Origin of the sequence: Pedobacter sp. D749, assembly GCF_019317285.1 — a bacterium.
GTDB lineage: Bacteria > Bacteroidota > Bacteroidia > Sphingobacteriales > Sphingobacteriaceae > Pedobacter.
Window position 1 is genome coordinate 5,539,946 of record NZ_CP079218.1, and the last position, 23,135, is coordinate 5,563,080.

General features: G+C 39.8%; 18 protein-coding genes and 1 pseudogene. 11 read left to right on the forward strand and 8 right to left on the reverse strand.

From position 1 onward, the window contains the following. Positions 1–149: 149 nt before the first annotated feature. The 4 genes from KYH19_RS22830 to KYH19_RS22845 all read left to right on the forward strand — a co-directional run bounded on the left by KYH19_RS22830 (position 150) and on the right by KYH19_RS22845 (position 7,877). The gene (locus tag KYH19_RS22830; protein WP_255562503.1) at positions 150–2,285 is read left to right on the forward strand and encodes a S9 family peptidase; all 2,136 of its coding nucleotides are present in this window, start codon (positions 150–152) and stop codon (positions 2,283–2,285) included. A 563-nt stretch (positions 2,286–2,848) separates the two neighbouring features. After that, the gene (locus tag KYH19_RS22835) at positions 2,849–3,214 is read left to right on the forward strand and encodes a hypothetical protein (RefSeq protein WP_219076902.1); all 366 of its coding nucleotides are present in this window, start codon (positions 2,849–2,851) and stop codon (positions 3,212–3,214) included. Between the two features lie 109 nt (positions 3,215–3,323). Then, complete coding sequence (locus KYH19_RS22840; RefSeq protein ID WP_255562504.1) at positions 3,324–6,350, forward strand: SusC/RagA family TonB-linked outer membrane protein; 3,027 nt, start codon at positions 3,324–3,326, stop codon at positions 6,348–6,350. A gap of 18 nt (positions 6,351–6,368) precedes the next feature. Then, positions 6,369–7,877, forward strand: coding sequence for a RagB/SusD family nutrient uptake outer membrane protein (locus tag KYH19_RS22845; protein ID WP_219076903.1), 1,509 nt, complete (start codon positions 6,369–6,371; stop codon positions 7,875–7,877). 132 nt (positions 7,878–8,009) lie between these two features. Here the strand turns inward: KYH19_RS22845 and treF are convergent, their stop codons facing one another. Further along, positions 8,010–9,584 carry an alpha,alpha-trehalase TreF gene (treF, locus tag KYH19_RS22850; RefSeq protein WP_219076904.1) on the reverse strand — a complete coding sequence of 525 codons (1,575 nt, stop codon included), beginning with the start codon at positions 9,582–9,584 and terminating at the stop codon, positions 8,010–8,012. A gap of 137 nt (positions 9,585–9,721) precedes the next feature. On the opposite strand from treF, the gene KYH19_RS22855 reads away from it, so the two are divergent. Beyond that, complete coding sequence (locus KYH19_RS22855) at positions 9,722–10,393, forward strand: NAD-dependent epimerase/dehydratase family protein (protein WP_132398121.1); 672 nt, start codon at positions 9,722–9,724, stop codon at positions 10,391–10,393. A gap of 87 nt (positions 10,394–10,480) precedes the next feature. Here the strand turns inward: KYH19_RS22855 and KYH19_RS22860 are convergent, their stop codons facing one another. Beyond that, positions 10,481–11,239: a M57 family metalloprotease gene (locus tag KYH19_RS22860; protein WP_219076905.1), complete on the reverse strand. Its 759-nt coding sequence runs from the start codon at positions 11,237–11,239 to the stop codon at positions 10,481–10,483. A 309-nt stretch (positions 11,240–11,548) separates the two neighbouring features. Between KYH19_RS22860 and KYH19_RS22865 the strand changes: the two genes are divergently transcribed. Further along, complete coding sequence (locus KYH19_RS22865; protein WP_132398125.1) at positions 11,549–11,866, forward strand: hypothetical protein; 318 nt, start codon at positions 11,549–11,551, stop codon at positions 11,864–11,866. Positions 11,867–12,085: 219 nt separating this feature from the next. Next, entirely contained in the window at positions 12,086–12,325 is a 240-nt protein-coding gene (locus KYH19_RS22870; RefSeq protein ID WP_132398127.1) for a phage tail protein, read from the forward strand. A 54-nt stretch (positions 12,326–12,379) separates the two neighbouring features. Here KYH19_RS22870 and KYH19_RS22875 read toward each other — a convergent pair whose 3' ends face one another. Together KYH19_RS22875 and KYH19_RS22880 are read right to left on the reverse strand one after the other, a co-directional pair. After that, positions 12,380–12,559, reverse strand: coding sequence for a hypothetical protein (locus tag KYH19_RS22875; RefSeq protein WP_090765130.1), 180 nt, complete (start codon positions 12,557–12,559; stop codon positions 12,380–12,382). A gap of 255 nt (positions 12,560–12,814) precedes the next feature. After that, positions 12,815–13,516, reverse strand: coding sequence for an SAM-dependent methyltransferase (locus KYH19_RS22880; RefSeq protein WP_219076906.1), 702 nt, complete (start codon positions 13,514–13,516; stop codon positions 12,815–12,817). Positions 13,517–13,794: 278 nt separating this feature from the next. On the opposite strand from KYH19_RS22880, the gene KYH19_RS22885 reads away from it, so the two are divergent. Beyond that, positions 13,795–15,474 carry a DUF6600 domain-containing protein gene (locus tag KYH19_RS22885; protein WP_219076907.1) on the forward strand — a complete coding sequence of 560 codons (1,680 nt, stop codon included), beginning with the start codon at positions 13,795–13,797 and terminating at the stop codon, positions 15,472–15,474. A 275-nt stretch (positions 15,475–15,749) separates the two neighbouring features. Here KYH19_RS22885 and KYH19_RS22890 read toward each other — a convergent pair whose 3' ends face one another. Then, complete coding sequence (locus KYH19_RS22890) at positions 15,750–16,376, reverse strand: HAD family hydrolase (protein ID WP_219076908.1); 627 nt, start codon at positions 16,374–16,376, stop codon at positions 15,750–15,752. A gap of 79 nt (positions 16,377–16,455) precedes the next feature. On the opposite strand from KYH19_RS22890, the gene KYH19_RS22895 reads away from it, so the two are divergent. From KYH19_RS22895 to KYH19_RS22905, 3 genes are all read left to right on the forward strand, one after another. Next, on the forward strand, positions 16,456–16,683 hold the full coding sequence (locus KYH19_RS22895; RefSeq protein ID WP_121287508.1) for a YtxH domain-containing protein: 228 nt from the start codon (positions 16,456–16,458) through the stop codon (positions 16,681–16,683). Between the two features lie 63 nt (positions 16,684–16,746). After that, the gene (locus KYH19_RS22900; protein ID WP_219076909.1) at positions 16,747–18,147 is read left to right on the forward strand and encodes an MBL fold metallo-hydrolase RNA specificity domain-containing protein; all 1,401 of its coding nucleotides are present in this window, start codon (positions 16,747–16,749) and stop codon (positions 18,145–18,147) included. Positions 18,148–18,508: 361 nt separating this feature from the next. Beyond that, positions 18,509–19,195, forward strand: coding sequence for a bifunctional 2-polyprenyl-6-hydroxyphenol methylase/3-demethylubiquinol 3-O-methyltransferase UbiG (locus tag KYH19_RS22905; RefSeq protein ID WP_219076910.1), 687 nt, complete (start codon positions 18,509–18,511; stop codon positions 19,193–19,195). 69 nt (positions 19,196–19,264) lie between these two features. Here the strand turns inward: KYH19_RS22905 and KYH19_RS22910 are convergent, their stop codons facing one another. From KYH19_RS22910 to KYH19_RS22920, 3 genes and pseudogenes are all read right to left on the reverse strand, one after another. Then, on the reverse strand, positions 19,265–20,404 hold the full coding sequence (locus KYH19_RS22910) for a M28 family metallopeptidase (protein ID WP_219076911.1): 1,140 nt from the start codon (positions 20,402–20,404) through the stop codon (positions 19,265–19,267). 212 nt (positions 20,405–20,616) lie between these two features. After that, positions 20,617–21,974, reverse strand: a pseudogene (locus KYH19_RS22915) (IS3 family transposase). A 221-nt stretch (positions 21,975–22,195) separates the two neighbouring features. Continuing rightward, entirely contained in the window at positions 22,196–23,134 is a 939-nt protein-coding gene (locus KYH19_RS22920; protein WP_219076912.1) for a DUF6607 family protein, read from the reverse strand. Between the last annotated feature and the right edge of the window lies 1 nt (position 23,135).

Below are 23,135 nucleotides of genomic sequence, written 5' to 3' on the forward strand. Positions count from 1 at the left end.
GCAGTTAAGTATCAGGTCAGGTGTCCAAAAGTCTGAGGTAATTTGTCTGGCTCTTTGCACGCTCCTCTGCGGCCTATGCCCATTTTGTATCATGATTAATACCAATCGTTTGCCAAAACAGTATTATTTTTATCGCAAGATTAACTAACATGATGAATAAATATTGGCTTACCGTAACGGCTTGTACTTTGGCCATTACGGCAAATGCTCAGCAGAAGGCTTTAACCGTTAAAGATTATGAAAAAGCGGAAAGTTTTATGAGCTATAACACCGCAAAGTATATCGACCACGCCAATGTACAGCCGAACTGGCTCGAAGGTGATAAATTTTGGTATAGCACAAAAAACAATGGTACTGAACAGGCTTTTCTGGTAGATCCTGCAAATAAAACCAAAACAGCCACTACTGATTATAAAGGAGGCGAAATGCCATCGCGACGCATGGGTGGCCACAACGAGGTATTATCACCTGATGGAAAAAAAGCCATTTTAATTAAAGATTATAATCTTTTTGTGAAAGATGTGGCCTCAGGCAAATTAATACAGCTCACCACCGATGGCATTAAAGACTATGGTTATGCTACCGATAACGCAGGCTGGAAACACAGTGATGCCCCAATTTTACGTTGGTCGCCCGATTCAAAAAAGATAGCGACCTTTCAGCAAGATCAAAGAAATTCAAAAGATATGTACCTTGTAACCACTAATGTGGGTGCACCGGTACTAAAAGCCTGGAAATATCCTTTGCCTGGCGATAAGCAGATTGCAACCATCCGTAGAGTGGTTATCGATGTAGAAAACCCGAAAGTAATTTCGCTTAACATTCCTGCAGATCAACATCGGGCAACTTTGAGTGATGATATATCAAGCAGTGGTACTTTTGATGATATCGATTGGAAAGCAGATGGATCGGAAGTTGCTTTCGTGTCGACTTCACGAGATCATAAAAACGAAAAGTTCCGTATTGCCAACGCCACAACAGGTGCTGTTCGCGAAGTTTTCGAAGAGACTGTAAAAACACAGTACGAATCGGGGCAAGGAGCTATCAACTGGCGTTATCTTCCTGCTTCAAAAGAAATCATCTGGTATTCGGAAAGAGATAACTGGGGACATTTGTATTTGTACGATTCAAGTAACGGAAAATTGAAAAACCAGATTACCCAAGGCGATTTCGTAGTTTCTCGTTTGATTAAAGTTGATGAAAAGACACGTACGCTTTACTTTTTTGCAAACGGCCGTGAGAAAGGAAATCCTTATTTTAGTTACCTGTATAAAATTGGTTTCGACGGGAAAAATTTAACCAACCTAACTCCTGAAGTAGGAAATCATGTTGTATCACTATCTCCTTCAGAAAAATATTTTATCGATAGCTATTCGCAGCCTGATGTGCCAGCAGTTACTGTTTTGAGAAGCATTGACGGAAAACTGATCAATACTTTAGAAAAAACAGATGTTTCGAGATTAATCGCTACAGGTTGGAAAGCGCCCATTTCGGTTTCGGTGAAAGCCAAAGATGGTAAAACAGATATCTATGGTCTGGTTTTTACACCAACAAAAATGGATGCCAGCCAGAAATATCCTGTTATCGATTATATTTATCCTGGGCCACAGGGTGGTAGCGTAGGCAGCTGGGCATTTGCAGCTTCGCGTGGCGATAATCAGGCCTTGGCCGAACTGGGTTTTATTGTTGTGGTAATAGAAGGAACCAGTAACCCCGACCGCTCTAAAAGTTTTCACGATATGAGCTACGGCAACATGGCAGAGAACACCTTGCCTGATCAGATTGCGGCCATCAGACAACTTTCTGCAAAATATCCTATCGACACGACAAAAGTAGGTATTTGGGGGCATTCTGGTGGTGGTTTTGCTACTGCTGCGGCAATGTTCCGTTATCCGGATTTCTTTAAAGTGGGTATTTCTGAATCAGGAAACCACGACAACAGAAATTACGAGGACGATTGGGGCGAACGCTATAACGGCCTGGTAGAAAATTCAGATTACGGAGTTCAGGCGAATCAAAATTATGCTAAAAATTTAAAAGGTAAATTGATGCTGGTTCACGGCTTGATGGATGATAATGTGCCACCATACAATACGTTATTGGTAGTAGAGGCGCTTGAAAAAGCAAACAAATCATTTGATCTCGTTATTTTTCCAAACAGTGCACATGGTTACGGTGCTTACTCGCCTTATATGATGCGCCGCCGCTGGGATTACTTTGTACAAAACCTTTTAGGTGCAGAACCACCTAAAGATTACCAGATGAAAGGCCCAACAGCAAGATAATTTTTTTGAGGCTGTATGCAACTGCATATAGCCTCAATGTTTTTTAACATCACCCAAATCCGCTCACCACAAAAACAGATTCTTCAGTTATGTTTTCATGAAACAGAATTTTCTGAAAAAGCATCACCTTTTTAAAAGACTATTTATAATTTAAATGCTCAATTAAAGGATATCCCAAATCTTCTCAATCAGGTCAATTGGCTAATACTCTCCTTTCCTAATCATTTATTAAGCTTTTGATTCCATATTTCTCAAGTGTAGTCTTTGTAGGTTTCGATAGTTCTATCTGTATCGTTTAACTGTTTTCTCGGCTAAAAACAGGTGTCTTTTTGCAACCCCAACATCAGTTTCTTGCGGGTCGTAAAGAATACATTATGCAATTTATAGCTACAAATAATTTTAATTTTTATGGTTTTATATGATTTATGAGTTATATTCATACTATAAATTTGATATTTCGGGTAATTTTAACTGCTCGCTTTTGACGATTAATCATTATACTAAACTAAATGACAATAGCTTTGGAGCCATTATATGGACCGGACTTATTGTATCAAAAAATTATGGGACAACAAGAACTGTTTATCATTTTAGAGCCCCCATTCTATGTCATTACAGGCCAGCTGCAGGCCATAGCCAAAAATATAGTATATCCAAAAACAAAAATACCAGCCTGGCAGAAAGATGCCGTAGTTTATTGCCTTAACAAGATAAGTTTTATAGTCCATCGAAATGGTGTTAACGATTACCAAAATGTGCTCGTGGAATCCTATTCGCCCATTAATAGGAACCGATATGAGTTAAAAACAGCTTATTGTTTTGATGTCATAAATATCGGGAACGATCCCAGAGATTTTGAATTGCCAAATCAAGAGCGGGCATTTATCATTGGAGTTATTCATTGGCACCAGTTATCAATTACAGTGTAATCAAGTAAATATCAATATAAAACCAAAAACCATGAAAAAGAGTCCGCCCTAAATTCCAGCACTAACACCTCTTAAAAAACTAATTTCTAACCAATTATAATAAATTACTATGAACATCACTTTACCAGGCAATTGGTCTGTTTTGTCTTTGAAACAGAAATTGTATTCACTAAAGAAACTCATCAGTTTAAGTCTCTTAATTCTTTTATCCAGTACGGCAGCTTTTGCCCAGATCACTGTAAAAGGTATGATATACGATACCGATAAAACGCCTTTAGCCGGCGCAACCTTGCAAATAACGGGTACGAACACCAGAACACAAAGCGATGCAGAGGGTAAGTATCAGATCACTGCCCCAAACGGAACAAGCCGGCTAACGGTAAGCTTTGTAGGTTACGAATCGCAAACGGTAAGTATCAACAATCAAACCCTGCTTAACATTACCTTAAGTTCGCTTAATAACCTCGAAGCTGTTGTGGTTATCGGTTATGCTTCAGTAAGAAAAAATGATTTAACAGGTGCCGCAACAACCGTATCGGCCAAAGATTTTAATAAAGGCCCGCTAAATGCACCTGATCAATTGATACAGGGTAAAGTTGCAGGTGTACAGATGATCAATAACAGTGGACAACCGGGTGGTGCCTCTACTGTTAGGATAAGGGGTAATTCTGCCATTACCGGAACAGGGCAGCCCCTTTATGTAGTAGATGGGGTAGCGCTTGACGGAAGATCGGCCAGGCCATCAACAAGCGCAGGTATTGGTACAGCGCCTGATGGCAATCCTTTAAACTTTATCAATCCGGCTGATATTGAGTCGATGGAGATATTGAAAGATGCATCGGCTACGGCAATTTACGGTTCGCGTGCTGCCTATGGTGTGGTTTTAATTACCACAAAAAGAGGAAAATCCGGTGAGACCAAAATCGATGTAAGTGCATCTGCAGGCGTAAGTAACATTGCAAAGCGGGTTGATGTTTTAACGGGCGATGAATACCGTGCAGCACTGCAGAAATATAGCCTTACAACCGGTAATTTCGGAAACAGTGTTGACGCTTTGGATGCGATTACCAGAACAGCATATAACCAAAATTACTCAATTGGTATTAGCGGCGGTACCAATGGTAATACATTTCGTGTTTCACTTGGCTACCAGGATCAACAGGGGATCATCAAAACAACCGATTTTAAAAAATACAGTGCCGGCTTTAATGGTAATTTCAAATTTCTGGAAAGTAAAAAGCTGGGAGTGGATATTAACATGATCAGCAACCAGTACCTGGAAAGTGTAGCGCCAATTACCACTGATGCGGGGTTTACAGGAAGCTTAATTTCGCAGGCATTATCGTGGAATCCCACACAATCTTTCTATAATCCCGATGGTAGTTTATTTATAGATTACGGTTCTACCACCATCAATCCTCTAGCTGCCCTGGCTGCAAATAACGATAAATCGAAAGTGTCTACCATTTTGGGCAGCGTTTCGCCATATTACAAAATTACGCCCTGGTTAGAGTACCGCATGCTTGCCAGCGTAAATTATAGCGCGGGTATCAGAAGGGCATCTACCAGGAGCACTTTAAACCTGCAGGGCATCCAGCCATCCGGAACTTTTCTCGGCGGTTATGCCAGCTACTCCAACAACGAATTGATTACCCAACAGTTTACCAATACCTTAAACTTTAATAAAGAAATTGCAAGCAAGCTAAACCTGAACGCGATTTTAGGTTATGAGTATTCAAACTTTATCAACAAAGGGGCAACCAATACCGCAACAGGTTTTGGCGATATCGCTGCCGATTATACCGATGCTTTTCAAACCACGGCACCAGCCAACCGTACATTTTCGACCTTTAATAACCCTATAACAGAATTACAATCTTATTTTGCAAGGGCAATTTTTAATTATGATAACAGGTATATCTTAACTGCCACTTTCAGGGCAGATGGTTCTACCAAATTTGGTAAATCTAACCGTTATGGTTATTTCCCTTCTTTTGCCGCCGCCTGGGATATCAGAAAGGAAAGTTTCATGTCTGATACCCAATGGTTAGATCAGTTAAAATTACGTTTAGGTTATGGTAAAACGGGTAATCAGGACTTTCCATCTGGTTCTGCCCAGCTCCGTTACGATTTTGGAAATGCGAACGGTTCGCCTATCCTAACGCCGATCAATAATGAAAATGCCGATTTAAAGTGGCAATCGGATAAACAGGCGAACGTAGGTATCGATTTCGGACTGTTTAAAAACAGGTTAACTGGATCACTAGATTATTTTAATAAAAAAACAAACGATTTATTGTTCCCGCAAATTGCATTTTCTCCGGCAGTTGGTGGTAATGTGCCTACCTGGGTAAATTTACCGGGTCAGATCATCAATAAGGGATTGGAGTTAACGTTAAATGGTACAATTATCGATAAAGATAACTTTACATGGTCTTTAGGCGGTAATGCCACTTTTATCAACAATAAAGTTCAGAACATAAATGGCATTATTAAAACAGGTTCGCTAAACGGCCAGGGTTTAAGTGGTGTCACAACCGAAGTGATCCAGAATGGTTTACCACTTTTTGCCATGGTTACCCGCCAGTATAATGGTTTGGATGCGAGTGGCTTTTCGCAATATACCGATGATGGCTTTACCGCTTATTATGTGGGTAATCCCAATCCGAAAGTGATTTTAGGTTTAAGTACCAATTTAAGGTATAAGAAATTCTCGTTTACGGCAAACTTAAATGGTTCATTTGGTCAGGATATTTATAACAACACCGCAAATTCTGTATTGGCCATTTCCAACCTGGGTGCCCAGCGGAATATTTCTGCCGCCTTGGTTAACTCACCTATTCAAGAGTCGCTTGCAAATCCAATTGCGGCTTCATCAAGGTATATCGAAAAAGGTAATTACCTAAAGTTGGCTAATGCCACCCTTAATTATAATATCGGGAACATCGGTAAATCAATAAAATCTTTAAACGTTTATGTTAACGGCCAAAACCTATTTGTAATTACAAAATACACCGGTTTTGATCCAGAGGTGAATGTAAACAAAGGTGTTAGCGGGGTTCCTTCTGCCGGGATAGATTATACGGCTTATCCAACAGCAAGGACCTTCAATTTTGGTGTTAATTTTTCCCTTTAATCTTTTAACTATAATAACATGAAAAATAAATATATTTTCAGTTTCGCTGTGGTTGCCCTAAGTTTTTCAGGCTGTACCAAGCTGGATGAAAACCTGAATGGCCAGGTTGGTAGTGGAGCAGTATCATCAAATAATGTTGCCGGGGTATTGGGTGCTACATACGCCGCAATGATCGGTCCTTACCAGGCACCATGGAATTGGGCTGCTTTGCAGGAAGTAACGTCTGACGAAATTATAGTGCCCACACGTGCAGGCGATTGGGACGACAATGGTGCATGGCGCGCATTACATTTACATAAATGGGCACCAGATCATACCCGGATCTCGGATGTGTTCAGGGATTTAAATAGTATTTCTTATGTGGCTACAAGTGTTTTAAATGCAAGTCCAAATGCGGGGCAGGCCGCGCAGGCGCGTTTTTTACGTGCATTTGCCCAATTTTCTGTGCTGGATGGCTGGGGGCAGGTGCCTTATAGGGATCCCGGTGAAGGTGTTACCAAACCATCCCGTGTAAGAAATGCAGCATATGAAATTACTTACCTCATTAGTGAGTTAACGGCAATAATTCCCGATCTGCCTGCCGGACCTGCAAATGTTGCCAATAAAAATGCGGCCAGAACACTTTTAATGAAACTTTACCTTAACAAAGGAGCTTTCCTGAACCGCAATACACCAACTTTTGATGCTGCAGATATGGCCAGGGTAATTTCGCTTGCCGATGAAATAGCAGCCGGAGGTTATGTGCTCACGGCAAACTACTTTGATAATTTTGCCCCAACAAATGATGTGCTTTCAACTGAAAACATTTTTACTGCACAAAATTTAGGTGGTGTAAATGGCAGCGATCTGGATGGTCAGTGGAAATGTACCACACACTATAACCAGGACCCGAGCGGTTACAACGGTTTTTCGACCCTATCAAACTTTTACGCAAAATTTGAAGCTGCTGATAAACGAAGAGGCGGATCTTATACTGGCCAAACCAATATTGCAGGTGTTAGGGTGGGGTTTTTAGTTGGTCAACAGGTAAACCAGAATGGGGTAGCCTTAAAAGATAGAAAAGGCAATCCATTGGCCTTTACGCCAGAGGTAAGCATTATAGAAAGAGACCCTAACCATTTGGAAGTGGCAGGTATCCGTGTGATCAAATATCCGATTGATTATGCCAACTCCGGATCTAAAAAACCTGATAACGACTGGGTTTATTTCCGTTATGCCGACGTATTATTGATGAAAGCCGAAGCCCTGTTAAGAACATCGCAGCCAGCAGCTGCCTTAACCATTGTGAATTCGATCAGAACGGTTAGAGGTGCTTCAATTTTACCAAGTTTAACATTGGATATATTATTGGATGAGCGTGGCCGTGAGTTATATTGGGAGAGTTTTAGGAGACAGGATTTAATCCGTTTTGGTAAATTCCTTGCTGCATGGCAGGAAAAACCGGCAAGTGAAGCTAAATACTTACTTTTTCCTATCCCCGATAATCAGCTTGGTAATCCAAATCTTATACAAAATCCAGGATATTAAAATTTAGTAGACATCGACGGGGCCTAACCCTTAACAGGTTAATTATTTCTGTTAAGGGTTAGGCCTCTTCTTTTTATTAAAACCGATAGTATTTATCAAAATGGATGAAAAGAGTAATTCTCATCTCAATAGTTATTTTTTCATCAGTTTTAAAAGTACACCATTTGTCCAGCCAAAACCATCCTGTAGTGGATATTCGCCACCACCACCCTTACTGTCCGTTTCTACCACATTATACTTTTCCATTAATTTCCCGGTTTCTTTAAATACCGAAATATTAAGGCTTATCCACCTTGTACTAATGGTATCAGCCAGTTTATCATAGCCATAATTGCGCAACCCAATAATGCTGATATATTGCAGCGGTGCCCATGCATTTGGCGCATCCCACTGTTGTTTTGTTGTGGTTAAGGTTGTAATTAAACCGCCGGTTTTAAAAAAATCCTTTGCTAACTTCTCTTTAACAGCTTTCGCCTGTTCGTTTGTTGCCAGCTTAAAATAAAGAGGAAAAGCTGCCGCAAGCGTAAGCTGATTGGATAAAGAGCGTTTTTTCCAGTTATAGTCGGTAAAAAAGCCCTGTTTTTTGTTCCAGAAATATTTAAGGATAGCAGTTTTACGCTTAAGCGCCTTTTTGGCAAATGCAGCGGCCTTTGCATTATTGCCCGCCTCTATGTTTGCCGCCGAAATTGTAGTTTCCAGATTGTACAACAATGTATTTAAATCAACAGGAAGCAGATCTGTAGTAATAATCTGGCTATAGTTTTTACCGTCGGCAAACCACCTGCTGCTAAAATCCCAACCCGATTCTGCAGCAGAACGTACATTTCTCAGGAATGTGGATGGAACTTGCTTTGTTGATTTTGCTGCTTCAAAATCTTCCCTGTACGATTCTTCACGTGGCTGATCGCCGGCATCGTAATAGCGGTTTAAAATGGTGCCATCTGTTAATTTTACCACGTGGTTAATGGCTTTTCCGTTACCTATATTACTGGCACCTTTCATCCAGAAATTGTACTCTTTCTCCAATGCATCCCTATAATCCCTAAGTTTTACATCCTTACTATGCTTTGTTAGCAGTTGAACCATAGCAGCAAAAAACGGGGGTTGCGAGCGTGTTAAGTAATACGTGCGGTTCCCATTCGGGATAAAACCATATTTATCGATAAGGAAAGCAAAATTATCAACCATATCTTTTATGGTTTCTGTTTTATCTGCCTTTTGCAGGCCCAACATGGTGAAATAAGAATCCCAGTAATAAACTTCCCTAAAACGGCCACCCGGAACAATGTAGGGTTTTGGCAATGGCAGTAACGAAGTTTGATAAGTGGAAACCGTATCCGGATTTCTTTTTAAAACCGTCCACAACGTGTCTAAATGTTTTTCGATACCTGCATTGATATCCGAATGGTAAGCTGCGTGATGGTTTTCGGGCAGGCTAAAGTATTCGCTTACAAATGCTTTTAAATCAAAATTTTTGTCATTTTTGTGCGTGATATAAGCGTTCATGATTTCTGAAGGCTTCCTTTTTGGGATGGCATCCACGAAAGATTTACTATCAGGATAAATTCCTGCCATCTGAACTTGCTCAAATAAATTAGGATAGGTTTGCCTCGGACTCAATTCCTGCTGTGCAAATAACTGACAGGAAATAAATAATAACCAGGTAAGTACCATTATTTTAATGCACGGCAGGTTCTGACTTTTCATATGGCTGGTGTTCTTAATAAGAATTAATTATCATAAAAATATCTCTTTTTTGACATAATCAGGTGAAAAGAATCTATCTGGATCTTATTAGCAAACAAAGATTAACTTACATTCGTTTTAATTATTAAACAACTTTCATGGGAAAAACCAGAGATCAAAATAATGTTATCATTACCGGTGCTACTGGAATGGTTGGAGAAGGGGTATTGATGCAATGCTTAAATAGCCCTGAAATAGATGGGGTTTTAGTCATCAATCGCAAACCTTCTGGTTATAGCCATGCAAAGCTGAAAGAGATTATCCATCCTGATTTTTTCGATTTCTCGGCGATAGAAAGTCAGCTGATTGGTTATAATGCCTGTTTCTTCTGTTTGGGCATTACTTCAGTAGGCGCTGATCAGGAAACCTATTATAAAATGACTTATACACTTACCATGCATGTTGCACAAACGTTGAGCAAACTCAATAGCGATATGACTTTTTGTTATGTTTCTGGTGGAGGAACCAATGCGCATAGCCGTTTGAAATGGGCACAGGTAAAAGGCAAAACGGAAAGCGATTTAACAAAATTACCTTTTGAACAGGTGTTTAATTTCCGTCCGGGTTTTATCAAGCCATTGCCAGGTCAGAAATATGCACATAAATTTTATACCTATATCAATTGGTTATTTCCGCTTGGAAGGGCTGTTTATCCAGGTGGATTTTGCACAATGGCTGAACTGGGCGATGCGATGATCAATACTTTGAGCCACACTAATGAGCGGCGGATTTTAGAAGGGAAAGACATCATTGCCTTATCAAAAGAATAAGCCCGGGCGCTACAATGTGCTCCCGGGCTTATTAATTATCAGCCCCTTACAGATCGGTTTAGGTTTGTTTATTGTTTTTAGCAAATTTTAATATAATACAGCAGTGGCATCTTTATCTTTTTGTGATAATACCGTGGCACCTGAGCCACATTGGCCGCCATTCATGATCGACGATGCATCGGTTCCGGTTACGCCAGGTACATTTGTTGCACTTGATTCACCGATAGCTGACCAGTTAGTATGTCTGAATGAGATACAGTGACCAAACTCGTGACAAATTGTTCTGGCACGTTGTGCAAAAGAATTACCGGCAATGTAATTTTTATTGATTTTAACCAAAGCACCTGCACTTCCTCCCGAAGGGAACTGTCCCTGGCCACAAACACCATTTCCTAAATTTTCATTTTTGATCAGAATGTCGTAAGGTGCTGTTGTTACAACGCTAAAGCGTAAGGTCGAATTTGGAACAGCATTCCATTGGGCAATGGCACTATTGATCTCACTGCTCATAGAGGTCATAGATGCATCTACAAAAATCCTGATATTTAATTTTTTCGTTGCATTTACGATGCTTCCGGTATAATACTGTTCGGTTTTTAGCCCCGTATTTGCAGGAATTTCCATGTTTTTAGGGAATATAATATCTTCCTCAACAACATATTCATTTCCATTATCAACAATACTCGATTCAGGGAAGCCTAAATTTTTAATGTGCTGTAAAACCTCATCGGTGTTTTTTACAGTTTCTTGTGGTTCTGGTGTTAATGTTTCCTGGTTTTTTTTACATGCTGCAACTACTACTGCAACCATCGCTACGATCGCGATTCTTTTTAGGTTTTTTTTCATGGGATATAGGTTAGTTAATCCTTAAGAGCTGATGAAACAAATGTAACAGAACATGTTACATTATTTTTTACCTGTAGGGTAATTTTACACCAAGACTTAACCAATATGCTTTGTAATGTTTTAAAGCTGTATTTGTATTTAAAAATTTACACAAACAGTCTGTTTTACGGGTGTTTCTTTGATTTAAATTAAAGTTTTAAAGAAGATGAATAGTTAATTCCATATCGCTCACTAATTAAAAAAGGGCACTACCAGTTTTATTCTTCTTACCTTACCGAATTATGGCCAGAAAGGCCCAAATTTTATAGTATGCAAAATGAGAGTATAGCCTTACAGGCGAAAGTGTTTTTATATCATTTAAATAATGCTAACAACGAAAATGGTTTTCGGGCTACAGAATCGTGGAAATTTAGCCAGGTAAATGAGGAGGGAAAGGCCGCAATCGAGCACGATTTCTTTCCTACAGTTTCTTTTCATGTAGATCCCAAAAAGATACACGATTTTACAGCCAGTGTATTATCGCAGCTCAAAGAGCAGCCCAAAGTTAATGTGCCCGATCTTAATGTTAGTATCCAAACCGGGTCTGAATATTTTATTGCCTTTTCTCCTAATAGGGTGATTAGATAAGATTGGTATTGCTTAAAGTAGATTAGCGCATTCTTTTAAAGAATATATCTTCAATTGGAGGAAATTTAGCTGGTGAATAATATTTTCAGCTAAGTTTTTACGCTATTATAATTTAGGAATAACCGGTGCACTCACGACGGATTATAATCTTTATAATGTAATGGCGAAATAAGAATTATTTTATTTATTTAGTAGTATAAAACAATAAATAAAAACGCTATGAATTTAATGCTAGGGGCAATAACCCTTTTTGCCGGCGATTATGCGCCTGTAGGGTTTGCGATATGTGATGGCTCGCTGCTATCAATCACTAAAAATACGATGTTGTTTTCTATCCTCAAAACAAGGTATGGCGGCGATGGCAGGTCGAATTTTGCCCTGCCTAAACTTCCGTCGGTAGAAGGTGCAATATATATCATTGCTACAGAGGGCTATTATCCCGCACATCCCATGGATTAGAAATTTATGATTTAACAAAAAAGGTGATGATCTTGCAAGATCATCACCTTTTCATTATTTCTTATTATCGTATTTCCGCTGGTTGTCCTTGTTCGAAGTCTGATCAGATCGTTGTCCGCCGCCGTTGGTAATGCCCTGGATTTTTTTATCCGTTTTAACATCATGATTTGCCCGATCTGCTATTGAACTGCCCTGAACTGTGGGGTTGTTTTTTGGTGTGCCCGTATTTTTCATAATTATAAAATTTAGTGAATAATATTACAGAACGCTACATTAACAACCAATCTGGTGCGGGATATGTTTTGATTTTTTTGAGTTATTACTTCAATTAATCGTCATTTCGAACAGAATGCATTGCAGCCGAGAAATCTAAGAAGAATAGATCTCTCCATTTCGCTACGCTTCAGTCGAGATGACGAAGATTTGAAAGGCATACGTGACCAATGTAAATCACCAATGAACCAATGGCTACTGAACGAATGAACAACTTTAGTACAACAAAAATATAGTTGGCTGTTTATGCAAGTCTATTTCCTCTTTTCGCCAGTTGTAAACACTTTGGGTCTTAATAAATTCATCTGCTGCGGTAAGGTTGCTAGCTACACACACTTGTGTATTGGGTTTGCAGCTTTTCAGCACTTCTTCAAAAAGCTGGTTATTGCGGAAAGGTGTTTCGATGAATATCTGTGTTTGTTTATAGCGGCTTGCCGATAAATCCAGGTCTTTAATCCTTTTGGTGCGTTGCTCTTTATCGATTGGCAAATAACCCCAAAAGGCGAAACTTTGTCCGTTAAAACCTGAAGCCATTAAAGCTAACAAAATTGAACTTGGTCCTACCAATGGTACCACTTTAATACCGCGTTTATGTGCTTCGGCAACAATATCGGCTCCTGGATCGGCAATGCCAGGGCAACCTGCTTCGCTCATCAAACCTACATCTTTTCCGGCATTAAGCTCCACAAAAAACTGACCTAAATCGGTACGGTTATGTTTTCCATAATCGTGTACGATCAGATCTTTTTGAGGGGTTTTTAATCCAGCCTCCTTTAAAAACTTACGGGCTGTTTTACTGTTTTCTACAATGTAGGTGTCAATCTGGTTAATGGTATCAACCAAATAAGGGGTAAACGTTTTGTGTGCTACCTCTTCAGCCAATGGTACGGGAATAAGGTATAAAGTGCCTTTTTGCATGCTACAAAAATACTCACAATAAATAGAATTTAAGTTCTAAAGTTTGCGGTGCTCGCAATATAATCTCTTTTATAAGCAAAGGTGTAGCAAATTTTATTTCTAACTGACTAATTTTCTGCACAATTAAACTTCACTTAAAACGTTAAATATTAGTTAAATATGCCCTGCAACGCAATATTTGAAGGAAAACGCTAAAACTATGCTTGCATATTAAACCTTCTGTAATTTTGGTTCTCTAATTGATACACACACGTTAGGTTATTAAAATAAACACACAAATGAAAACACTGAAATCTACGGCACTTGTGCTGGGGCTCTTTGCGCTCCTTGCCGGAACCACAACCCTTGTCAGGGCACAAGACTATCAAAACGATTACCAGAATGATGGTTACAGTACTGGCAATATCTCTTTACAGACTTTTTACGACGAACTTTCGCCCTATGGTACCTGGATTCAGGATCCACAATATGGTTATGTTTGGCGACCAGATGTAGATCAAAACGAATTTCGTCCATATTACACAAACGGGCGTTGGGCAATGACAGAATATGGCAATACCTGGGTTTCTAATTACGATTGGGGCTGGGCGCCTTTCCACTATGGCCGTTGGGTAATTAACAGTTACAGGCAATGGATCTGGTTACCTGATACCAATTGGGGACCGGCTTGGGTAGATTGGAGAAGTGGCGATGGTTATTACGGATGGGCACCTATGGCACCAAGCATCAGTATTAATTTAAGCTTTGGCCGCCGCTATGCAGTACCAGAATTTTGCTGGAACTTTATTCCACAACGTAATATTTATATCAATACTTTCCCAAGATATGATTACGGTCGCAATAATGTATACATCCGCAACACCACCATCATCAATAATACTTATGTATATAACAGAAGAACTTATTATGGCGGTCCAAGGGTTGAAGATATCAGACGTGCAACCAATAGAGATGTAACAGTTTATCGTTATGCGCAAAGTTCAAGGCCTGGCGCAAGCAGGGTTGGTGGCAGAGAGGTTTCTATTTACAGACCAAGACCTGAACGTAATGCACCAGATAACCGTAATGCTGCACCAAGAAGATTTGAACAAGGTAATGCTGGTATTAGCAGAGGCGGAAGAAACGAAGGATATACCAACCGCGATCAAAGAGGCGGTAACCCGGGCAATAACGACAACCGTTTTGGATCAAGAGATAACCGTACTTCTACACAACCAAATAATGGTAATGTAGGTCGGGATAATAACAATCAGCCAAATAACAGGGGCGAGGCTTATAATAGGGATGCAAACGGACGTATTAGTCGTGGTGGCACTAACGGAATTGATAATGGAAACAGGCAGGATAATGCAAATCGTGGCCAGGATCAACAACGTTTAGATCAGATCAGACAGCAGCGTAATCAAGACCGCATGAGCACAGATCAACAACGTAACCAACGTAATATGCAGCCACAGCAGAATGATCAGCAACGTGCTCAAATGGATCAACAAAGAGCACAACGTAATGAACAGATGCAACAGCAACGTGCGCAACAAGTGCAGCAGGAAAGAACCCAACGCGATGCACAGGCTCAGCAACAACGTAACGAGCAGATGCAGCAGCAACGTACACAACAGGCTCAACAACAACAGCAGGAAAGGACTCAGCGCGATGCTCAAGCTCAACAACAACGTAATGAGCAAATGCAGCAGCAGCGTGCGCAACAAGCCCAGCAGCAACAACAAGAAAGAGCACAACGCGATGCGCAGGCTCAACAACAACGTAATGAACAGGCACAACAGCAACGTGCCCAGCAAGCGCAACAACAGCAACAAGAGCGTGCACAACGTGATGCTCAGGCTCAACAACAAAGAGCTCAGCAGCAGCAACAAAGACAAGAACAAAGAAGAGAAGCTCCACCACAACAAAGAGGTGGAGGTGAAAGTGGAAGACCATCAAGAGGTGGTAGAGGATAAATGGAAAGTCCCGATGAAAATCGGGACTTTTTTATTGATGAACTTTTCTGAAGTGTGTTTAGGTGTCTAAGGTGGTCATAATAATGCAAAAACTGTTTAGTAATATCTGGTTTTAAGCATTTCATTTTAATGTTGACCACCTGAGTCACCTTAGAACATTTAAGTTTTAAGTACGATTGTCATCCTTAGAGTACAGCGCAATGGAGGGATTTATATAAGTTAGTTTTAATATTTAGATTTCTCGGCTACGTTGCACTCCGCTCGAAATGACGTAACTAAGCTTGTCCTGCGGCTGCATGAAGGCCACTTAAATCATTCCCCCTAAAAGTGCTTTCGGCATTTGGGTGCAGGTTTTCGGGATCGAGTAAAAAAGTGCTGATTCCCAGTTCCAGTCCAAATTTGATTTCCGATTCGGCATCATCGCCAATAATTAAAATATCATTTTTATCAAGGTGATGTTGATGGATCAATTTTTCAAAAGTTTTTTTCTTGTCCGCTATAGAAACATCTACCACATGCACTTCTTCAAAATCATCTGCGATGCCCAGCATCTTTACTTTTGAAAGCTGTTGTTTTGGAAAACCGGCCGTTACAATAAATTTCCGTCCGATTAAACTTTTGATGTGGTGATAATCGTCGCCCGGCTTTAAAGGCCTGGTTACTTCTCTGTTTTGGAGATAAGAAATCAAATCAGGCATTACTTCTTCTTTAAAACCGTATTTTTTTGCCACTTTCAGAAACGGCGTTTTTAACATTTCCTGCTTGGCAAGTTGGAAATCATCTTTACTAATGCCTAAATCCATACTTTCCAAGAAACGGTATAATTCACCCATCAACTGTTCTTCATTCGGTTTGGTAAAATAAATGGTATTGTCAAGGTCTATAAAAAATATGCGCTTCATTGTGGATTGGTTTTTGTAAGATGAAAAAAATAAAAACACCTGTGGGTTAAATATGTTTAATAACTAAATCACTAAGATCATGAAAAAAGAGACAAAAATTATAGTAGGCGTATTAGCCGGAGCAGCATTAGGAGCAACCATCGCATTGGCATTATCATCAGATTCGACCAGCGATCTGAAAAGTAAAGTATCAGATTTTTTTGCTGATCTTTTAGATGCTTCTAAAGATAAATTAGCAGGTTTGGCAGATAAAGCCACAAGCGTTGCAGATAAGGTTAAAGATAAAGTAGCAGAAATAAATGCGTAAAGAATTGGAAGTGCCGGAAATATCCGGCATTTTTATTCTATATATTTTCTAACCAACATCTTGATGAACATTGCTTTTCATGGTGCTGCCCGTACGGTTACGGGGAGTAAGCACCTTATTACCTTAAAAAACGGTACCCAAATATTATTAGATTGTGGCTTATTCCAGGGAATGGGCCATGTTACCGATAAATTAAACGATTACTTTGGTTTCGATGCCAAAAAAGTTACCTATCTCGTTTTATCACACGCCCATATTGATCATTGCGGTTTATTGCCCAAACTGGTTGCAGAAGGTTTTGAAGGTAAGATTTTTTGTACCCCGGCCACTATGGATCTCGCCCGCATTTTAATGATGGATTCTGCCAAAATCCAGATGCAGGACGCTGAATATGCAAACCGCCACCTCCGCCACGGCGAAGAAATGGAAGAAGCGCTTTATACAGAAGAAGATGTTATCAAAACACTTAGTCTGATGAAGATTGTGGAGTATGAAGAAGATTTCGAGATTGAGGAAGGCATTCGGCTGAAGTTTACTGATGCAGGTCATATTTTAGGCAGTGCTGCAGTCCACCTTACCATTACGGAAGATGGCAAACCAACCCGGATTACCTTTTCCGGCGATGTTGGCCGTTATGGTGATCTGCTTTTAAAAAATCCCCAGCAGTTTGATCAGGCCGATTATATTCTAATGGAATCTACTTATGGCGATTCACTGCATAAAGATCTCGATCCGATCGAAGATCTGCTTTTGGAAATCATTAATAATACCTGCAAAGTAAAAAAAGGGAAAGTAATTATTCCGGCTTTTGCTGTTGGCCGTACACAGGAACTGCTTTATGCTTTAAACGGATTGGAACTAAAAGGTAAATTACCTGATGTTCCTTACTATGTAGATAGTCCGTTATCGTCAAAAGCAACCGAAATTCTTAAGAATCACCCAGAAGTGTATAATAATGGGGTTAAAGAAACCTTAAGAATAGACCATGATGTGTTTGGATTTAAGGGCCTGCGTTTTATTGAGAGTGTAGAAGAATCGAAAGCTTTAAATGAAGATCCAAGGCCATGTGTAATTATTTCTGCATCGGGTATGGCAGAGGCTGGTCGAGTGAAACACCACATCAGAAACAATATCGGTAACCAGAAAAATACGATTTTAATGGTGGGTTATTGTGAGCCAAATTCACTTGGCGGCAGGTTAATCGCCGGACAAAAAGTAGTTGAAATTTTCCGTGATGAATACGAAGTGAAAGCTGAAGTACAATCGATAAAATCGATGAGTGCACATGGCGATTATGAAGATTTATTACACTTTTTATCTTGCCAGGATCCGGCGAAAGTGAAACAATTGTTTCTGGTTCATGGAGAGTATGAGGTACAACAGCATTTCGCAACGAGGTTAAAAGATAATGGTTTTAAACATGTAGCCATACCAGAATACCATCAGGTGTTTGAACTTGAGTAACGGTTAAGCGTTGGTCTGGATTTGAGATCTATACCCTTATTCTCCATGTTTACGTTTGATTTTACTAGGATTACAAATCCTTAACTCTTTTAGACGGGATTACAAATCCCGACTAGCAATGAGTTTGATTTTATTAGGATTAATCGTTGGTCTGGATTTATAATCCAGACCGTTGTTTGCCAGATTTCAATCTGATTTTATAAGGGTAACAAATCTCCTAGTCGGGATTACAAATCCCGACCAACTGCGAGATGCTTCGTACCTCAGCATGACAACTTAATTTTTGCCTCGGGATGATCATCATATCATTCCATTTCCCATCTTCCCTCATACCTCTTCCATTTTCCCTATCTTTGCTCCCATGGATGTTTTTGGTAAAGCGCTAACAGATATTTATAGAACGGGAGAGGCAGAAACTCTTTGGCTGCATAATTCGTATGGTGAACCAGAAGAAATGCCTTTAGAGTTTTTCTTTCGTGATGATGAAGACATGCCTGTTTTAGAACTTCAGGCTTTGCACATGTGCAGTGGCAAGGTGTTGGATATTGGCGCCGGTGTAGGTAGTCATGCCCTGCTTCTACAGGCTTTTAATATTGATGTTACGGCTATTGATATTTCTGAAGCAGCAGTGAACATTATGAAAGACCGTGGTGTGAAAAAAGCATTCGTACAGGATGTTTTTACCTATGAGGAGAAATTCGATACCATTATTATGCTGATGAACGGTATCGGTTTAACAGGGAATTTGCCTGGTTTTAAAGATTTTCTGATCAAGTTAAAAGACCTGATCAATCCTCAAGGGCAGGTAATTTTCGATTCTTCTGATATTGCTTATTTATATGAAGATATGCCCAAGCCGCAAAACCAATACTATGGTGAGGTATCTTACCAGTATGAATATAAGGGCGAAAAAGGCAATTGGTTCAACTGGATTTATATAGATGAGGGAACTATCAAACGTACCGCAAACGAAACGGGATGGAATGCTGAATTGATTTTTGATGATGGAGAAGATCAGTATTTGGTAAAACTAACGCTAAAGGCATAATCAAAAACTAATTTTTACGCTTCTGCGGATACTAAACGAGAAATTACATTGACTAATCCAAAAAGAGAACTATTCCATCAGTTTTTGATAAAATCCAACAATTAATTTGAACAGATCTTTGTACTCGGTAAGGGGTAATGTTTCAGGTTTATCGAATACATCGTGGTAGGCTGAAGGGCCGCCTTGAGTGTAAATAAAGAATGCAGGAACACCTTTTTCAGTAAAGAAATAATGATCACTGTTGGCTGCTTTACCTCTCTGGTTTATTTTTGAGATATACTGATTTTTATTGTTAATGGCGTTGAGCATAGCAAATGCTTTAGGGTAAACAGATGCATTAACCACGGTCATCCCAGCTTCGCCAGTTCCAACCAGATCGAGGTTAAGGAGGAATTTTATATTACTTAAGGGAACCAAAGGGTTCTCTACAAAATATCTTGATCCTAATAATCCGGCTTCTTCAGCTGCAAAACAGATGAAACCAATGGAGTAGGGTTGAGGATGGGCAGCATAATATTTGGCTAAACTTAATAGGGTAGCCACGCCAGCCGCGTTATCATTTGCTCCAGGGAAAAAGGTATCAGCCCCCATACCACCCAAATGATCGTAATGTGCGGTAATGATTAAAATGGAATCGGGGAATTTAGTGCCCTTAACTAAACCGCAAACGTTAGCAGCCTCAAAGTTTCGAATGAATTTGTTTTCAATATCAACACTGATTTTTTTTGGTATTGAGGTAAAATTCTTCTTATCGAGCTGGATGGTGGTTACTTCTCCAACTTCAGTAGCTACAGACCAGGTTAATTTATCTTTTAGTGAAACTTGTAGTGATGACGAAGCCCGATAATTAAGGCTATCATTTGGAGTTAAATTTGCTACTTGTTTAATACCCGGACTTTCATTATTTACAATGAAATCTTTACCAGGAACAAGTTTTTGTCCATTGATGGCTACCATCATTTTTCCAGGGAAGGTGTTTACAGGAAAATTAAAAGGCTGCGTATAAGAATTACCTATTGGCAGCAGACCAATTTTTTGATATTCTGCTGTAAGATATTCTGCTGCTTTTTTCATCCCATCTTTGGTATAACCTCTACCCCAAAATTCTTTTGAGGTAATGGTATTTACTACATTTCTGGTATAGGTAGAATCTTGAGCGAAGCTGTTAACGGTTAGAAATAAAAAGAAAATGAAGCCAAATTTTTTCATCCCGAAATTTAATAAAATAAAGTAATTGTTAGTCGGGATTTGTAATCCCGATTTTGGAATCAAAAATTCATCTGGTCGAGATTACAAATCTCGACTAACATTACATTTGGTCTTTAATCCAAAGAACTACAGATCCAAGTTAAATAAACCTGATAGAGCGTAAAGCCCGGAACGAGGCACGTGGACTGCCCCCAAAAAGTTGGACAAACTTATTAATTATTTAAGACTTGTGTCCGGTATTCAACCGGGCTCATTCCATTTAAGTTCAATCTTATCCTTTTATTGTTATAATAACTAATATACTCATCAACATCACCCTTCAGCTCCTCCACCGACAGGTATTTTTTGCGGTAGAACATCTCAGACTTTAGCGTACCAAAAAAGTTTTCCATTACAGCATTATCCAGGCAGTTGCCCTTTCTCGACATACTCTGTATAATTCCATTCTTGAGCAGGATTCCCTGGTAACTCTTCATCTTATATTGCCATCCCTGGTCGGAATGCAGCATGGGTTTGGCATTACCTGGCTTTTTTTTCAATGCCTGGTCCAGCATATCAGTAACCTGCCCGAAGTCCGGCCTTAGGGATTGCGAATAACTTATAATCTCTCCATTGAACAGATCAATTATGGTAGAGAGATACAGTTTCTTACCGGTTACATTGAATTCTGTGACATCGGTCGCCCATTTTTCAAACGGCCTGTCAACGTTAAACTCCCTGTTGAGTATATTTGGGACTGTTTTGTTCTCTTCTTCTTTATATGATCTGTATTTCTTAAGTCTGACGGCACTTTTCAGGCCCATCTCTCCAGTCAGCCTCAATACCGTCTTATGGTTGATGATGTGCCCTTCCTTTTTCAGCTGGAGCAGCATCCGCCTATAGCCATATCTACCTTTATGCTGCTTGTAGAGTTCATTGAGGCGGCCCCTAACCACTCCGTACCTGTCGGCCGTACCATTACATTTCATATGGTAATAAAATGAGCTCCGTGCCATACCGGCCACCTCTAAAAGCACTGGCAGGTCAAACATATTCCTTAATCCGTGAATGATCAGCGCTTTTTGTTTTTCTTTGATTCTTCTTTCTGGATTAAGGCCCGTAACTTTTTTAAAAACGCGACCTCCGCACGTAAACGATTGTTTTCTTCCAGGACCTGTTCATGATCTGTCAACAGGGAAGGTGCTTTTTTCGGAATCTTTGGCTTCATGAGTCGATGTTTTCCTCTTGTTGTTTCAGACAGTCCCTCGGCTCCAGCAGATTCGTATATCCTTAACCAATTGGATAGGACACTGTTACATCTGATGTTAAAATGAAGGCATGCCGCCCTCAAAGATACCTTATTGGAAATAAAGTAACGGATAACCTCAAGTTTGTTTTCCAGTGAATAGTCTGTCGACTGGGGGATTAGTCCGGCCTCGCCAAAACGTTGATAGAACTGTACCCACTGATAGACCATACGCCGTTCGATACCATTTTCCCTTGAGATTGAATCCAAAGGTTTCTCTCTACTTAAGACCTGACCGATGATAGCCAGTTTAAATTCCAAGCTATACTTAATTTTTCTGCTCATAAAATGCTCCTCTTAAAGTGTCCAACTTTTTGGGGGCAGTCCAACGAGTGAGGACTTGCAACGATAGCAGGACTTTAGTAACCGAAGTGCGCCAGACTTCGATTTTCATAAAATATTACCTACACACCCAAGTGATACGGCATCGTTTAACATGAAAAATGGCTGACAGTTAATAGACCATTGCCATTAACCATCAACCATTCATTATAATTTTAACTGCTTTACTTTACCAAATATGGCTGTAAAGCGGTTTTAATTTTTTCTTTGTTCTGGTTTGCTGACCATTTTTCTTTAACAGATTGATCGCCCAAGCTAAAAAGTGTTTCGTAAAGCAACTTGCCATTGGCCGTGGTTTGTACTTTGAAAGTGTTTTGAGATCCGATAATATCGGCCCAAACGCCACGTACATCAGCCCAGTAAGATTTTTGGCTGGCCCACCATTTTTGTGCATTGGCAAAAGTTTTAGGGTCTATTTTAGTAAATTCCTCATAACCTTTTTCAACGGCTAAAAGTTTATCGCCACTGGCAGAGCGCACAATTTTTTTATTGTCCTGCTCAAACATCCAACCATCTTTGGTAACGGTTATTCTGCTGCCGCGGTTTAATACATTGTAATCTTTACGTACGGTAGATTCTCTTCTCGGAAGTGGGGAATCGGTTTCGCTAGACCAGGAATCGTGACCACCAACATGGCTCCATGTTCCATAGCCCTGGTAACGTGGACTATCATCAACCTGATAAACTTTTTGGGTCCATTTGCCTTTTACATCTGCTGGTGTTAAATTGCCTTTTTTCCATGCATTACCTTCGGTATAAAGCATAATGTCGGTATCTTCATAAGTCCAGTCCTGACGCCAGTGTTTAATAACCGTAGTATCGTTAATGGCCAGCATGTGTTGTATCACAATTCTTTTCGGTTCGTCAACAATAATTTCGGCCCATTCGTTACCATGGCTTTCGTAAGGTTTGCTGAATTTGTAATTTGGATCAGGTGCGGTTACTTCGCCATAATTGAAATTCACCTCATAAAAACCGGCTAAAGATTTTATTGCTTTCCGATCCTTTTCCAGCTTTTCTTCCGGCGAGTCAACTTTTGTTTGCGCATTAGCATTAAGGGTAATTAAACCGCTTAAAACTAAAAATAGATTTAAAAATTTCATG

What these genes read in the sequence shown, in the direction of transcription:
- KYH19_RS22835 (WP_219076902.1), top strand. Translation starts at nt 2,849, where the DNA reads ATGGGACAACAAGAACTGTTTATCATTTTAGAGCCCCCATTCTATGTC.
- KYH19_RS22860 (WP_219076905.1), bottom strand. Translation starts at nt 11,239, where the DNA reads ATGAAAAAAAACCTAAAAAGAATCGCGATCGTAGCGATGGTTGCAGTA.
- KYH19_RS22905 (WP_219076910.1), top strand. Translation starts at nt 18,509, where the DNA reads ATGGATGTTTTTGGTAAAGCGCTAACAGATATTTATAGAACGGGAGAG.
- KYH19_RS22880 (WP_219076906.1), bottom strand. Translation starts at nt 13,516, where the DNA reads ATGCAAAAAGGCACTTTATACCTTATTCCCGTACCATTGGCTGAAGAG.
- KYH19_RS22855 (WP_132398121.1), top strand. Translation starts at nt 9,722, where the DNA reads ATGGGAAAAACCAGAGATCAAAATAATGTTATCATTACCGGTGCTACT.
- KYH19_RS22920 (WP_219076912.1), bottom strand. Translation starts at nt 23,134, where the DNA reads ATGAAATTTTTAAATCTATTTTTAGTTTTAAGCGGTTTAATTACCCTT.
- treF (WP_219076904.1), bottom strand. Translation starts at nt 9,584, where the DNA reads ATGAAAAGTCAGAACCTGCCGTGCATTAAAATAATGGTACTTACCTGG.
- KYH19_RS22865 (WP_132398125.1), top strand. Translation starts at nt 11,549, where the DNA reads ATGCAAAATGAGAGTATAGCCTTACAGGCGAAAGTGTTTTTATATCAT.
- KYH19_RS22830 (WP_255562503.1), top strand. Translation starts at nt 150, where the DNA reads ATGATGAATAAATATTGGCTTACCGTAACGGCTTGTACTTTGGCCATT.
- KYH19_RS22870 (WP_132398127.1), top strand. Translation starts at nt 12,086, where the DNA reads ATGAATTTAATGCTAGGGGCAATAACCCTTTTTGCCGGCGATTATGCG.
- KYH19_RS22910 (WP_219076911.1), bottom strand. Translation starts at nt 20,404, where the DNA reads ATGAAAAAATTTGGCTTCATTTTCTTTTTATTTCTAACCGTTAACAGC.
- KYH19_RS22845 (WP_219076903.1), top strand. Translation starts at nt 6,369, where the DNA reads ATGAAAAATAAATATATTTTCAGTTTCGCTGTGGTTGCCCTAAGTTTT.
- KYH19_RS22875 (WP_090765130.1), bottom strand. Translation starts at nt 12,559, where the DNA reads ATGAAAAATACGGGCACACCAAAAAACAACCCCACAGTTCAGGGCAGT.
- KYH19_RS22885 (WP_219076907.1), top strand. Translation starts at nt 13,795, where the DNA reads ATGAAAACACTGAAATCTACGGCACTTGTGCTGGGGCTCTTTGCGCTC.
- KYH19_RS22890 (WP_219076908.1), bottom strand. Translation starts at nt 16,376, where the DNA reads ATGAAGCGCATATTTTTTATAGACCTTGACAATACCATTTATTTTACC.
- KYH19_RS22840 (WP_255562504.1), top strand. Translation starts at nt 3,324, where the DNA reads ATGAACATCACTTTACCAGGCAATTGGTCTGTTTTGTCTTTGAAACAG.
- KYH19_RS22900 (WP_219076909.1), top strand. Translation starts at nt 16,747, where the DNA reads ATGAACATTGCTTTTCATGGTGCTGCCCGTACGGTTACGGGGAGTAAG.
- KYH19_RS22895 (WP_121287508.1), top strand. Translation starts at nt 16,456, where the DNA reads ATGAAAAAAGAGACAAAAATTATAGTAGGCGTATTAGCCGGAGCAGCA.